At 58.8% G+C, this 13,380-nt stretch carries 13 protein-coding genes and 1 riboswitch; of the genes, 9 read left to right on the plus strand and 4 right to left on the minus strand.

The annotated features are described in order from the left end of the window. Positions 1 to 188 precede the first annotated feature (188 nt). The 5 genes from leuL to leuD all read left to right on the plus strand — a co-directional run bounded on the left by leuL (position 189) and on the right by leuD (position 5,052). Entirely contained in the window at positions 189 to 272 is an 84-nt protein-coding gene (gene leuL, locus MYY08_RS19160) for a leu operon leader peptide (protein ID WP_353738452.1), read from the plus strand. 101 nt (positions 273 to 373) lie between these two features. Continuing rightward, entirely contained in the window at positions 374 to 1,939 is a 1,566-nt protein-coding gene (gene leuA, locus MYY08_RS01325) for a 2-isopropylmalate synthase (RefSeq protein WP_038628286.1), read from the plus strand. Between the two features lie 2 nt (positions 1,940 to 1,941). Beyond that, positions 1,942 to 3,033 carry a 3-isopropylmalate dehydrogenase gene (gene leuB, locus MYY08_RS01330; protein ID WP_038628288.1) on the plus strand — a complete coding sequence of 364 codons (1,092 nt, stop codon included), beginning with the start codon at positions 1,942 to 1,944 and terminating at the stop codon, positions 3,031 to 3,033. Positions 3,034 to 3,035: 2 nt separating this feature from the next. Beyond that, a complete protein-coding gene (gene leuC, locus MYY08_RS01335; RefSeq protein ID WP_288012638.1) occupies positions 3,036 to 4,436 on the plus strand; it encodes a 3-isopropylmalate dehydratase large subunit in 1,401 nt (466 codons plus the stop codon). Positions 4,437 to 4,446: 10 nt separating this feature from the next. Beyond that, the gene (leuD, locus tag MYY08_RS01340) at positions 4,447 to 5,052 is read left to right on the plus strand and encodes a 3-isopropylmalate dehydratase small subunit (RefSeq protein ID WP_038628293.1); all 606 of its coding nucleotides are present in this window, start codon (positions 4,447 to 4,449) and stop codon (positions 5,050 to 5,052) included. Positions 5,053 to 5,146: 94 nt separating this feature from the next. Here the strand turns inward: leuD and MYY08_RS01345 are convergent, their stop codons facing one another. Beyond that, on the minus strand, positions 5,147 to 6,325 hold the full coding sequence (locus tag MYY08_RS01345; protein WP_038628295.1) for an MFS transporter: 1,179 nt from the start codon (positions 6,323 to 6,325) through the stop codon (positions 5,147 to 5,149). Positions 6,326 to 6,653: 328 nt separating this feature from the next. On the opposite strand from MYY08_RS01345, the gene sgrR reads away from it, so the two are divergent. The 4 genes from sgrR (at position 6,654) to thiQ (ending at position 11,803) form a co-directional block, all read left to right on the plus strand. Beyond that, positions 6,654 to 8,315, plus strand: a complete 1,662-nt coding sequence (gene sgrR / locus MYY08_RS01350) for an HTH-type transcriptional regulator SgrR (RefSeq protein WP_104951426.1) — start codon at positions 6,654 to 6,656, stop codon at positions 8,313 to 8,315. A gap of 35 nt (positions 8,316 to 8,350) precedes the next feature. After that, a riboswitch (TPP riboswitch) is annotated at positions 8,351 to 8,467 on the plus strand. A 45-nt stretch (positions 8,468 to 8,512) separates the two neighbouring features. Then, positions 8,513 to 9,499, plus strand: coding sequence for a thiamine ABC transporter substrate binding subunit (gene thiB, locus MYY08_RS01355; protein ID WP_084969991.1), 987 nt, complete (start codon positions 8,513 to 8,515; stop codon positions 9,497 to 9,499). Next, positions 9,475 to 11,085 (plus strand): thiamine/thiamine pyrophosphate ABC transporter permease ThiP, encoded by a 1,611-nt coding sequence (gene thiP, locus MYY08_RS01360; protein WP_038628305.1) that lies wholly within the window; start codon positions 9,475 to 9,477, stop codon positions 11,083 to 11,085. Before thiB ends, thiP begins: the two co-directional genes overlap by 25 nt. Continuing rightward, complete coding sequence (thiQ, locus tag MYY08_RS01365; RefSeq protein WP_084971706.1) at positions 11,069 to 11,803, plus strand: thiamine ABC transporter ATP-binding protein ThiQ; 735 nt, start codon at positions 11,069 to 11,071, stop codon at positions 11,801 to 11,803. Before thiP ends, thiQ begins: the two co-directional genes overlap by 17 nt. Here thiQ and MYY08_RS01370 read toward each other — a convergent pair. The 3 genes from MYY08_RS01370 to MYY08_RS01380 form a co-directional block, all read right to left on the minus strand. Beyond that, positions 11,800 to 12,564 carry a DedA family protein gene (locus MYY08_RS01370; protein WP_084971704.1) on the minus strand — a complete coding sequence of 255 codons (765 nt, stop codon included), beginning with the start codon at positions 12,562 to 12,564 and terminating at the stop codon, positions 11,800 to 11,802. The genes thiQ and MYY08_RS01370 overlap by 4 nt on opposite strands. A gap of 193 nt (positions 12,565 to 12,757) precedes the next feature. After that, positions 12,758 to 13,219 carry a DUF943 family protein gene (locus tag MYY08_RS01375; RefSeq protein ID WP_084971702.1) on the minus strand — a complete coding sequence of 154 codons (462 nt, stop codon included), beginning with the start codon at positions 13,217 to 13,219 and terminating at the stop codon, positions 12,758 to 12,760. Further along, on the minus strand, positions 13,216 to 13,380 hold a 165-nt coding region (locus MYY08_RS01380), incomplete at its 5' end, for a DUF3289 family protein (protein WP_288012646.1). The genes MYY08_RS01375 and MYY08_RS01380, both read right to left, overlap by 4 nt.

Here is a 13,380-nt window from a genome sequence, read left to right on the forward strand (position 1 = left end):
GATTATAAAATACTTTATTAAAAATCACTTACGCTATGCCCATATATTCTGCCTGGCAGCCGCCTGTCGGCATTTATCGCTTTTTCATTAAACTTTTTTAATCCGTTATCGCGTCCAAAGCAGGTTGACATCCCGCGCGCAATCAAGTACCAATAAAAACAGCACAAACATTTATGGAGCCTGATTACATGATTCGTTCCTTCCGCCTACTCGGTCTACTACTAAACGCATATCACTTGCGCGGTAGTCGTGTGGGCGGGATCAATCACTGATTCAGGCTTGCAAAACTTAAAAAACCCGCGCCAAGGCGCGGGTTTTTTTATGCTCGTGACACAGGCGAACCGGTAAAAGCCAAACTGAAAGGAAAAAGACGATGAGCCAAGAAGTCATTATTTTCGATACCACTTTGCGCGATGGCGAGCAGGCGTTACAGGCCAGTCTGAGTGTTAAAGAAAAGCTGCAAATTGCGCTGGCGCTGGAGCGCATGGGCGTTGACGTCATGGAAGTGGGCTTTCCGGTTTCGTCGCCGGGCGATTTCGAATCGGTGCAAACTATTGCGCGCACCATTAAAAACAGCCGCGTGTGCGCCCTGGCGCGCTGCGTTGAGAAAGATATCGACGCCGCTTATGAAGCGCTGCGCGTCGCCGAGGCTTTCCGCATCCACACCTTTATAGCCACTTCGCCGATGCATATCGCCACCAAGCTGCGCAGCACCCTGCCGGAGGTTATCGAACGCGCAGTCTATATGGTGAAGCGCGCGCGCAACTACACCAGCGACGTCGAATTCTCCTGTGAAGACGGCGGCCGCACGCCGATTGACGACCTGTGCCGCGTCGTGGAAGCGGCGATTAACGCCGGTGCCACCACCATCAATATTCCTGACACCGTAGGCTATACCCTGCCGCACGAATATGCCCATATCATCGCCTCCCTGCGCGAACGCGTGCCGAATATCGACAAGGCGATTTTGTCAGTGCATACCCATGACGACTTAGGCATGGCGGTCGGCAACTCCATCGCAGCGGTGATGGCGGGCGCGCGCCAGGTTGAAGGCACGCTGAACGGGCTGGGCGAACGCGCCGGCAACTGCGCGCTGGAAGAGGTCATTATGACCATCAAAACCCGCGCCGCGATGATGAATGTCCACACTAACATTAACCACCACGAGATCTGGCGCACCAGCCAGACCGTCAGCCAGATCTGCAATATGCCGATTCCGGCGAATAAAGCGGTGGTCGGCTCTAACGCCTTCGCGCACTCCTCCGGCATCCACCAAGACGGCGTGCTGAAAAACCGTGAAAACTACGAAATCATGACCCCGGAATCGATCGGCCTGAATCAGGTGCAGTTGAACCTGACCTCACGCTCCGGCCGCGCGGCGGTAAAACACCGCATGGAAGAGATGGGCTATCAGGAAAGCGACTATAACCTGGATACGCTGTATGACGCTTTCCTGAAGCTGGCGGATAAGAAAGGCCAGGTATTTGATTACGATCTGGAAGCGCTGGCCTTCATCAATAAGCAAAACGAAGAGGCGGAATATTTCCAGCTGAAAGATTTCAACGTGCAGCTGGGCTCCTCGATCACCGCCACCGCCTCCGTACATCTGACCTGCGGCGAAACGGTGCAGTCGGAAGCGGCCACCGGCAACGGCCCGGTTGACGCGGTATATCAGGCGATTAACCGCATCACCGATTTCAATATCGAACTGGTGAAATACCAGCTCACCGCCAAAGGCCACGGCAAAAATGCGCTGGGCCAGGTAGATATCGTCGTCAATTATAACGATCGTAAATTCCATGGCATTGGCCTGGCGACCGATATCGTCGAATCGTCCGCCGAAGCGATGGTTAACGCGCTGAACAATATCTGGCGCGCCAAACAGGTTGAGCAGGAACTGCAGCGTAAATTCTCAAAAGAACAGAAGGAAATGGTGTGAACATGACGCAGACTCATCATATCGCCGTCTTAGCGGGCGACGGCATCGGCCCTGAAGTGATGGCGCAGGCGATGAAAGTAATGGACGCTATCCGTCAGCGTTTCGCTATACGCATTACGACCAGCGAATATGACGTAGGCGGCATCGCCATCGATCGTCACGGCGAGCCGCTGCCGGCGGCCACCGTCGCGGGTTGCGAGCAGGCGGACGCGATCCTGTTCGGCTCCGTCGGCGGCCCGAAATGGGAACATCTGCCCCCGACGCAGCAGCCGGAGCGCGGCGCCCTGCTGCCGTTGCGTAAACACTTCAAACTGTTCAGCAATCTGCGTCCCGCCAGCTTATACAAAGGTCTGGAAGCGTTTTGCCCGCTGCGCAGCGATATCGCCGCCCGCGGCTTCGATATCTTATGCGTGCGTGAGCTGACCGGCGGCATCTATTTCGGCCAGCCGAAGGGCCGCGAAGGCAGCGGCATGTATGAAAAGGCGTTCGACACCGAAGTGTATCACCGCTTTGAAATCGAGCGCATCGCGCGTATCGCCTTTGAATCCGCGCGCAAACGCCGTAGCAAAGTCACCTCTATCGATAAGGCGAACGTGTTACAGACCTCGGTCATGTGGCGCGAGATTGTAAACGAAGTGGCGAAAGATTATCCCGACGTGCAGTTAAGCCATATGTATATCGATAACGCCACCATGCAGCTGATTAAAGATCCGTCGCAGTTCGACGTGCTGCTTTGCTCCAACCTCTTCGGCGACATTCTTTCTGACGAGTGCGCGATGATCACCGGCTCGATGGGCATGTTGCCCTCCGCCAGCCTGAATGAGCAGGGCTTCGGCCTGTACGAACCGGCGGGCGGCTCGGCGCCGGATATTGCCGGTAAAAATATCGCCAACCCCATCGCGCAAATCCTGTCGCTGGCGCTGCTGCTGCGCTACAGCCTGGATGCCGATGAGGCGGCTAACGCCATTGAAAGCGCCATCAACCGCGCGCTGGAAGAAGGTTACCGTACCCGTGATTTGGCTGGCGACGGCCCATCTGTAAGCACCGATGAAATGGGATCGATTATCGCCCGCTTTATCGCTGAGGAAGCATAAAAATGAGCAAAACATTATACCAGAAGCTGTTTGACGCCCATGTCGTGTATGAAGCGCCCAACGAGACGCCGCTGCTCTACATCGATCGCCACCTGGTGCATGAGGTCACCTCGCCGCAGGCGTTTGACGGCCTGCGTGCCCACGGCCGCAAGGTGCGTCAGCCGTCAAAAACCTTCGCGACGATGGATCATAACGTTTCCACCCAGACCAAAGACATCAACGCTTCCGGCAAGATGGCGCGCATTCAGATGCAGGAGCTGATCAAGAACTGCGAAGAATTCGGCGTTCAGCTGTATGACCTGAACCACCCCTACCAGGGCATCGTGCATGTTATCGGGCCGGAACAGGGCATGACGCTGCCGGGCATGACTATCGTATGCGGCGACTCGCACACCGCGACCCATGGCGCTTTCGGTTCGCTGGCCTTCGGCATCGGCACCTCGGAAGTGGAGCATGTACTGGCCACGCAGACCCTGAAGCAGGGCCGCGCCAAAACCATGAAGATTGAAGTCACCGGCACGGCAGCGCCGGGCATTACGGCGAAAGATATCGTGCTGGCGATCATCGGCAAAACCGGCAGCGCCGGCGGCACCGGCTACGTCGTGGAATTCTGCGGTCCGGCGGTTGAAGCGTTGAGCATGGAAGGCCGCATGACGCTGTGCAATATGGCGATTGAAATGGGCGCCAAAGCGGGCCTGGTCGCGCCGGACGACGTCACCTTCAACTACCTGAAAGGCCGCCAGTTCGCGCCGCAGGGCGAACAGTGGCAGCAGGCGGTCGACTACTGGCGCACCCTGAAATCCGACAGCGACGCGCATTTCGACGCGGTTGTGACGCTGGACGCGGCGGAGATCGCGCCGCAGGTGACATGGGGCACCAACCCCGGCCAGGTGATCGCCGTTAACCAACAGATCCCCGATCCCGCCTCTTTCCAGGATCCGGTGGAGCGCGCCTCGGCGGAAAAGGCGCTGGCGTATATGAATTTACGGCCGGGCGTTAAGCTGACCGAGGTCAATATCGATAAAGTCTTTATCGGCTCCTGCACCAACTCGCGTATTGAAGATTTACGCGCCGCCGCCGCTATCGCCAAAGGGCGCAAAGTCGCGCCGGGCGTGGTGGCGATGGTGGTGCCTGGCTCCGGCCCGGTAAAAGCGCAGGCGGAAGCGGAAGGTCTGGATAAAATTTTCCTCGACGCGGGCTTCGAATGGCGTCTGCCGGGCTGCTCCATGTGCCTGGCGATGAACAACGATCGTCTCAACCCCGGCGAACGCTGCGCCTCCACCAGCAACCGCAACTTCGAAGGACGCCAGGGCCGCGGCGGCCGCACGCATCTGGTCAGCCCGGCGATGGCCGCCGCTGCCGCTATCGCAGGCCGTTTTGCCGACATCCGCGAACTGAACTAAGGAAACGATCATGGCGAAGAAATTTACTCAACATACCGGCATTGTGGCGCCGCTGGACGCGGCCAACGTCGATACCGATGCCATTATCCCAAAACAGTTCCTGCAAAAGGTCACCCGCACCGGTTTTGGCCAGCATCTGTTTCACGACTGGCGCTTTAACGATGACGCCGGCACTCAGCCCAACCCGAACTTCGTGCTGAACCAGCCGCAGTTCCAGGGTGCCAGCATCCTGCTGGCGCGTGAAAATTTTGGCTGCGGCTCCTCACGCGAACATGCGCCCTGGGCGTTGACCGACTTCGGCTTTCAGGTGGTAATTGCGCCCAGCTTCGCCGATATCTTTTACGGCAACAGCTTCAATAACCAGCTGCTGCCGGTACGGTTGAGCGAAGAGGATGTGGATGCGCTGTTCCGTCTGGTCGCGGCGCAGCCCGGCATACAGTTTACCGTGGACTTAACCACGCAGCAGGTGATGGCTGGCGATAAAACCTACGCCTTTGAAATTGACAGCTTCCGCCGTCACTGCATGATTAACGGGCTCGACAGCATCGGCCTGACGTTGCAGCACGAGGCGTCGATTGCTGAATACGAACAGAAACAGCCTGCCTTCCTGCGTTGATGTCTTTCACTTTCTCGCCCCTGAGGGGCGAGAAAGTTTTTCCCTTTTATCTGCATTGTCGCCGCTTTGATTCTCCCCTACGATGCCTGCCGCGCTAAACGTTGCGCACTCGCGTAGAGAGCGCGAACGCCAGCGTCGCTATCCCCAGCGCCAGCCAGTAAACGGCATAGTGGCCGAACGATTCCGCCAATGTGCCCTGTAACAGACCCGCCAGAATCGTGCCGGTTGAAATGCTGTTGGTAAACAGCGTCGTCGCCGCGCCGGGCCGTCCCGGCATCAGATCCTGAAACCAGAGCATGCCGATCCCGGCGATAATACCGATAAATATCGCGTTGAAGATTTGAATCAGCATCAGCACGGTGCGCGACTGGAACAGCACCAGCCCCAGATAAAACAGCACGCCGGAGGCGATGGCCAGCAGCATGATGCGCCGCTTGCCGGTGCGCTTCACAAAATGCCCCGCCAGCAGCATGATCGGAATCTCCAGTCCAGCGGCAGTCCCCATCAGCAGGCCCGCCAGGCGTTCCGGCAGCCCCAGCACGCTGCTGATGTAGAGCGGCATATCGATGATATACATGGTGTTGCAGGTCCACATCATCATCGAGGCGACAAACAGCAGGCGCACATCTTTATCGCGCCAGGCGCTGATCTGCGTCAGCAGCACTTCCGGTGACTGCTCCACGCGCGGCACCGACGGCAGCGCAAAGGCGACCAGCGCCAGGCAGACCAGGAACAGCCCTGCCGCCACGATAAACATCACCGTAAAGCCATAGTTCAGCGCCAGCGCGAAAGAGAGCGGCGGTCCGATAACCCACGCCAGCGAGAGTTGGGCGCGCATCACCGAGCTGAACATCACCACCTCACGCGCCGAGCGGTCGGCATATTCGCGCGCCAGGGCGAATATTTGCGGCATCGACACGCTGGCCAGCGCCGAGAGCAGCACGCCCAGCGTAATCAGGGTCAGATAATGGCGATTAAAAGCGAACAGCAGCGCGTTCATCAATGCCATCGCGCAGCAAAACAGAATCAGCCTGCGACGGTCGCCGCGGTTATCAGAACGCTTCGCCAGCAGCAGGCTGACCGTGATCCCGGCGACTGCGTTCACGGTATAAAACAGCCCGACCCAGAACGGCGTAACGCCCACCTCACGCGATAAAAACAGGCTCAACGTCGGCGCCTGCAGCGCGCCGGCAATGCCGACCATAAAAGAGACAGCCATAAAAGCGAGATAAACCGGATTGAGACGGCGGCGGCGCGTCAGCAAAAATTTCATAACGGTTCCTGTACCTGGAAGAAGAAAACGGCAAGCAGCCACAAAAGAGACGCCGCAGGCAGATATCGGCCGCGCATGGCGATAACGATCGTTGTAGAAGAAAGCACAGGAAAAAGAAAAAAGCCAGCGGCCTCAATGGCTGCTGGCGGTGTAATTGCACCCTACTCAGAATAAAGAGCGGAGCGACGACGCCCTGTCGGCGGCGCGTCCCGTTCGGATAAAAATGCGCCAGCCGGTCAGGCTGCCTCCCGCACTTTTATCTGCTGTCATTATGCGCATAATAAGGGGACCTAAACACTGACGAATTCTTATACGGAGTTCCCCTTTTATGCCCTCCTCGCGCCTGCAACAACATTTTATTCGCCTGTGGCAGAGCTGTAGCGGCCAGCCGCAGGAAACCACGCTGGAGCGACTGGCACAGCAGATGCATTGTTCGCGCCGGCATATGCGCAACCTGCTGAACGCCATGCAGGCGCAGGGATGGCTCAGCTGGCAGGCAGAGGCGGGACGCGGCAAGCGCTCGCAGCTGCGCTTTTATGCCACCGGACTGGCGCTGCAACAGCAGCGGGCCGAGGAATTGCTGGAGCAGGATGGCATCGAGCAGCTGGTGCAGCTGGTGGGCGACAAAAGCCAGGCACGGCAGATGATCGCGTCGCGGCTGGGCCGCAGTTTCCGCCAGGGCAAACATATCCTGCGCATTCTCTACTACCGCCCACTGTTGAATCTGTTGCCTGGTTCGCCGCTGCGTCGCTCGGAAACCCATCTGGCGCGCCAAATTTTCAGCAGCCTGACGCGCATAAATGAGGAAAATGGGGAACTGGAACCTGATATCGCTCATCACTGGCAGCAGCTGTCGCCGCAGCACTGGCGCTTTTATCTGCGTCCCGCGATCCAGTTTCATCATGGCCGCGAACTGGATATGGCGGATGTGATCGCAAGTCTGGAACGTCTGACGCGCCAGCCACTCTTCTCCCACCTGACGCGTATCGACTCGCCGACGCCCTGGACGCTGGACATCTACCTGAGCCAGCCTGACGACTGGCTGCCGTGGCTGCTGGGCAGCGTCAGCGCCATGATCCTGCCGCAGGAGTGGCCGACGCTGCCGGATTACAGCCGCCAGCCGGTCGGCACCGGCCCCTATTCGGTGGTGCGTAATCAGCAGTCGCAGCTGAAAATTCAGGCCTTCGACGACTACTTTGGCTACCGGGCGTTGATTGATGAGGTCAATATCTGGGTGCTGCCGGAGATTAGCGAGGAGCTGGTTTACGCCGGCGTGAAAGTTCAGGGCAGCCAGGAGGATGAAACCGCGCTGGAAAGCCGGCTGGAAGAGGGCTGCTACTTTCTGCTGTTCGATCGACGTTCGGCGAAAGGCGGCGACGAGCAGGTGCGTCGCTGGGTCAGCACCCTGCTAAATCCCATCTCGTTGCTGAACAACGCCAGCCCCGGCTATCAGCGCTACTGGTTTCCCGCCTGGGGGCTGCTGCCGCGCTGGCACCATCGGCGTGAAATGCACGCCGACGCGAAACCGGCCGGCCTCACCGAGCTGACGCTGACCAGCTATCGCCATCACAGCGAACATCAGGCGATCGCCGGGCTGCTGACGCCGTTGCTGGCGGCGCACGGCGTGCGGCTGATCGTGCAGGAGATCGACTACGCCAGCTGGCATCACGGCGAGGCGGAAAGCGATATCTGGCTGGGCAGCGCCAACTTTACGCTGCCGCTGGGCTTTTCCGTCTTTGCCCTGCTGTATGAGCTGCCGTTGCTGCAACACTGCATCGATATTGACTGGCAGGGCGACGCCGCGCGCTGGCGTCAACAGCAGCTGACGCTGGCGGACTGGTGTAAAAAGCTGGTAGAAGACCACTATCTGCATCCGCTGTTTCATCACTGGCTGCTGCTGGAAGGCCAGCGCAGCATGCGCGGCGTGCGCATGAATACCCTGGGCTGGTTTGATTTCAAATCCGCCTGGTTCGCGCCGCCTGAATCCTGACGCTTTCGTTAACTTTACGAAAACACTACACTAAGTCGTTCTCAACGGGGTGTGGAGACGCGCAGCCGAAAACAGCGCGCTTTTCCACTGAGAGAGACCCGTCGAACCTGATCCGGTTAATACCGGCGTAGGGATTTGAGATGCCGTCCATCCTCAGATCACGCGCCCTGTTATTCCTTCTCCTCAAGGAGCGCAACGTGTTGAAAAAAGTTTTGCCCGTTCTGCTGTTATTGTCCGCCCCAGCTTTTGCCGCCAGGCCGACGCTCACCGTCTACACCTACGACTCTTTCGCCGCCGAATGGGGCCCTGGCCCGGCGGTTAAAAAGGCGTTCGAGGCGCAGTGCGGCTGCGAACTGAAATTCGTCGCGCTGGAAGATGGCGTCTCTCTGCTGAACCGCCTGCGTATGGAAGGCAAAAACAGCAAGGCCGACATAGTGCTGGGGCTGGATAACAATTTGGTACAGGCGGCGGAACAGACCGGCTTGTTTACCCCCTCTGACGTCGACACCACCAAACTGACGCTGCCGGTCGGCTGGCAAAACAGCACCTTTATCCCCTACGACTACGGCTACTTCGCCTTTGTTTATGACAAAAACAAGCTGAAGAATCCACCGAAAAGTCTGCGGGAACTGGTGGAAAGCGACCAGAAGTGGCGGGTAATTTACGAGGACCCGCGCACCAGCACCCCAGGCCTCGGCCTGTTGCTCTGGATGCAGAAGGTCTATGGCGCGGATGCGCCGCAGGCATGGCAGAAGCTGGCGCAAAAAACGGTCACCGTCACCAAAGGCTGGAGCGAAGCTTACGGCCTGTTCCTGAAAGGCGAAGGCGACCTGGTGCTGAGCTATACCACCTCCCCCGCTTATCATCTGATTGCCGAGAAGAAAGATCATTACGCGGCGGCCAGTTTCGCCGAAGGTCACTATCTGCAGGTTGAAGTGGCGGCGCAGTTGAAAAACAGCGCCCAGCCAAAGCTGGCGCGGCAGTTTATGCAGTTCATGGTCAGCGAACCGTTCCAGCAGACTATCCCGACAGGCAACTGGATGTATCCGGTGATCAATACTGCGCTGCCGACCGGCTTTAACAGCCTGCCGGTGCCGAAAACCGCCTTAGAATTCACCCCGGAGCAGGTCGCGCAGCAGCGCGCCGCATGGATTAGCGCATGGCAACGCGCCGTCAGCCGCTAATTGCAGGCTGGCTATGGCCTGGCCTGCTGACCGCCGCGTTGCTGGTCGGCGTGGCGCTGCTGGCCTTCGGCGCGCTGTGGTTCAACGCGCCCGATAACGACTGGCGCGGCCTGCTGCAGGACAGCTATCTGCATCATGTGGTCGCCTTTTCGTTCTGGCAGGCGCTGCTGTCGGCGCTGCTGTCGGTTTTGCCTGCGATCCCGCTGGCGCGCGCCCTGTGGCGACGACGCTTCCCTGGCCGTCAGCTGCTGCTCCGGCTGTGTGCAATGACGCTGGTGTTGCCGGTGCTGGTGGCGGTATTCGGCCTGCTGAGCGTCTACGGACGCGAGGGCTGGCTGGCCCAGCTCTGCGCGCTGCTTGGCGTCGAATACCGCTTTTCGCCCTATGGCCTGCAGGGTATTTTGCTGGCGCACGTCTTCTTTAACCTGCCGCTGGCGACGCGTCTGCTGTTGCAGGCGCTGGAGAATATTCCCGGCGAACAGCGCCAGCTCTCCGCGCAGCTCGGCATTGAGGGCTGGCACTTTTTCCGTCTGGTGGAATGGCCCTGGCTGCGTCGTCAGATCCTGCCTGCGGCGGCGCTGATCTTTATGCTCTGCTTCGCCAGCTTCGCCACCGTGCTGTCGCTGGGCGGCGGTCCACAGGCGACGACCATCGAACTGGCGATTTTCCAGGCGCTCAGTTACGACTACGATCCCGGTCGCGCCGCTTTGCTGGCGCTGCTGCAAATGGGCTGCTGTCTTGGCCTGGTGATGCTGAGCCAGCGCCTGAGCAAAGCGCTGCCGACCGGCGGCGTCTCGCTGAACGGCTGGCGCGCCCCCGGTCGTGGATTCGGCACGCTGGCCCGCGATACGCTGATTATCGCCCTTGCCCTGCTGTTGCTGCTGCCGCCGCTGCTGGCGGTTATCGTCGATGGCGTGCGCCAGGGCGCTGGCAGCCTGCGGGATCAGCCCGCGCTGTGGCAGGCCGCCGGAACCTCGCTGCGCATCGCGCTGGCCGCCGGTCTGCTGTCGGTACTGCTGACAATGCTGCTGCTCTGGAGCAGCCGTGAACTGCGCCTGCGTCAGCGCCTGCTGGCGGGCCAGGCGCTGGAGATGAGCGGCATGCTGATTCTCGCCATGCCGGGCATCGTGCTGGCGACCGGCTTCTTTCTGCTGTTTAACAGCACGCTGGGGCTGCCGCAGCAGGCGGACGGCATCGTCATTTTCACCAATGCGCTGATGGCGATCCCCTACGCGATGAAGGTGCTGGAAAATCCGATGCGCGATATCGCCGAACGCTACCAGCGTCTCTGCCTGTCGCTCGATATTCGCGGCTGGCGGCGCGTGCGCCTGATTGAGCTGAAGGCATTGCAGCGTCCGCTGGCGCAGGCGCTGGCGTTCGCCTGCGTGCTGTCCGTTGGCGATTTCGGCGTGGTGGCGCTGTTCGGCAGCGCTGATTTCCGCACCCTGCCCTACTACCTTTATCAGCAGATTGGCGCCTATCGCAGCGCCGACGGCGCGGTCACCGCTCTGCTGCTGCTGCTGCTCTGCTTTCTTCTGTTCACCCTGATTGAAAAACTACCGGGACGCCATGCTAACCCTGACTAATCTGACCTGGATCTACCACCATTTGCCGATGCGCTTTTCGCTGTCGCTGCGCCCGGGCGAGCGCGTTGCGGTGCTGGGGCCGAGCGGCGCCGGAAAGAGCACCCTGCTTAGCCTGGTGGCGGGCTTTCTTGATGCACACAGCGGGCAGATAACGCTAAACGGCGCGGATCATACCCACACGCCGCCCGCCCAGCGCCCGGTCTCGATGCTGTTTCAGGAAAACAACCTGTTTGCGCACCTGACGGTAGCGCAAAATATCGGCCTGGGCCTGCATCCAGGGCTGAAGCTGAACGCCGCGCAGCATCAGCAGGTGGCGGAGATCGCCCGCCGCGTGGGGCTGGAATCCGCGCTGACGCGCCTGCCGGGCGAGCTCTCCGGCGGCCAACGCCAGCGGGCGGCATTGGCGCGCTGTCTGGTGCGCGCCAGGCCGATCCTGCTGCTGGACGAGCCTTTCTCTGCGCTCGATCCGGCGCTGCGTAAGGAGATGCTGGCGCTGGTGGATGAGGTCTGCCGCGAACGTCAGCTGACGCTGCTGATGGTGTCGCACAGCCTGGAAGATGCGCAGCAGATCGCTGCGCGCAGCGTGCTGGTGGTGGATGGACGTATTTATTGGGACGGCGCCACCTCAGCGCTGCTGCGCGGCGAAACGGAGGCGGCGGAAGTTCTGGGGATTCGCCACCGGCCAGCGGATGAACCAGCCGGAGGCGCAAGAAGTTAACCGATAAAGACTTTCACCAACAGCTGACGGAAAATCGGCATCATCGGGTGAAATTGAATCGCGATCAGGCTGCCCGCACCGAGAATAAATCCCAGCGGCGCCAGCCAGCGCAGGCGCTGCGTCGTCAGGTAAGGCGTCGCCCAGTCCTGCTGTTTTCCGGCGCGCCACCAGCGCCAGCAGAGCCATGCGCCTATCCACGCCAGCAGCGCCACCGCCAGCAGCAGCCAGATAAAATTACCGCTCTGCGCATCTTTCGGCACGTCGATCGCCACGCCGGCGAGAATGCCCGGCAGCAGATAAAGCGGCGGCCAAAGCAGACAGCCGATAATATTCGGCGGCAGGAACTTGCGCACCGGCAGCTCCAGCATGCCCGCCGCCAGTGGAATCAGCGGCCGCGTCGGACCGACGAAGCGGCCGACCAGAATAGTGAACATGCTGTGCTGATGCAGCGCGTGCTCGGTTCTGTCCAGCATCTTTTGATGCTTTTTCAGATATTGCCAGCGGTGCAGCGGCCCCTGAAACTTCCAGCCGATACCATAGGAGATCCAGTCGCCCAGCAGACAGCCGACAATGCCCGCGCCCCAGGCGGGATAGAGCCCCAGCTGGCCGCTGCCCACCAGCGCGCCGAGGCTGGCCATCATCACCGTGCCCGGCAGCAGCAGCCCCACCAGCGCCAGCGACTCAAGAAACGTCACCAGCGCCACGGCAAACAGCGCCCACTCAAGCGATTGGGTAATCAGGTGTTCCAGCCAGGCTTCCATAAGCATCCTCAGAATCTATTGTCGCCGGGATTGTCCTGAGCGGAAGTCACAGCGTCAAGCGATGATTTGTATGGGGATATTGACATGAATTGACACCGGCTTTACCGCTGCCGGGGAGGCGCAGCGCTATGACCTGCCGCAGATAAAGCGCGCCGGTCGGAATGATTACAGGCTGACAGCTCTCCCTTCTGATTTAGTTAAATCCAACCTCAACCAGCTCGCCATTCGCTTTTTGAATATAGCGGGTATTATTGAGCCAGTAGCTAACCTCGCCATTACGCGTCAGGGTGATATACATTAACCGGTCCTTTTCGATACAGTTTTTTGGCGGCGGCATATCGTCAAAGCAGAGGCGATCGTATTTTTCCAGCGCTTTATAGCCGTCGCCGAAGCGCCAGACGGCAATATTATTTTCAGTGAGCCAATTTTCAGGAACACCGTAACTTTTAAAAAGTATTTCTTTATTTTCCAACCACCAATAAATACGAGCTTTAGAAGTCAATGGGAATTTATCGACCAGTATATGCCATGTATATGCATTTTTATGTGAAGCAATGATTTTCACTGGCTGAAAGATGACATACCCACCATACAGCAATCCTGCAATAACAATACTTAAAAACAAAATAAAATATTTATTAATTATCAATTTCATTTAATGCCGCCGCTGAGGCTTACCGTTGCACTTAGGTTATTAAAAAAAGGCTTAAATCCATATTTTTCATGCCTTTGTAAAACAAACCAGATTCTGAAAAACCTAAACTGACGGAATTTATTTTTCATAATATCATTATCATCCAGCCCAAAGTGATCCTG

It is taken from the genome of Mixta sp. (assembly GCF_024610815.1).
Classification (GTDB): Bacteria; Pseudomonadota; Gammaproteobacteria; order Enterobacterales; family Enterobacteriaceae; genus Mixta; species Mixta calida.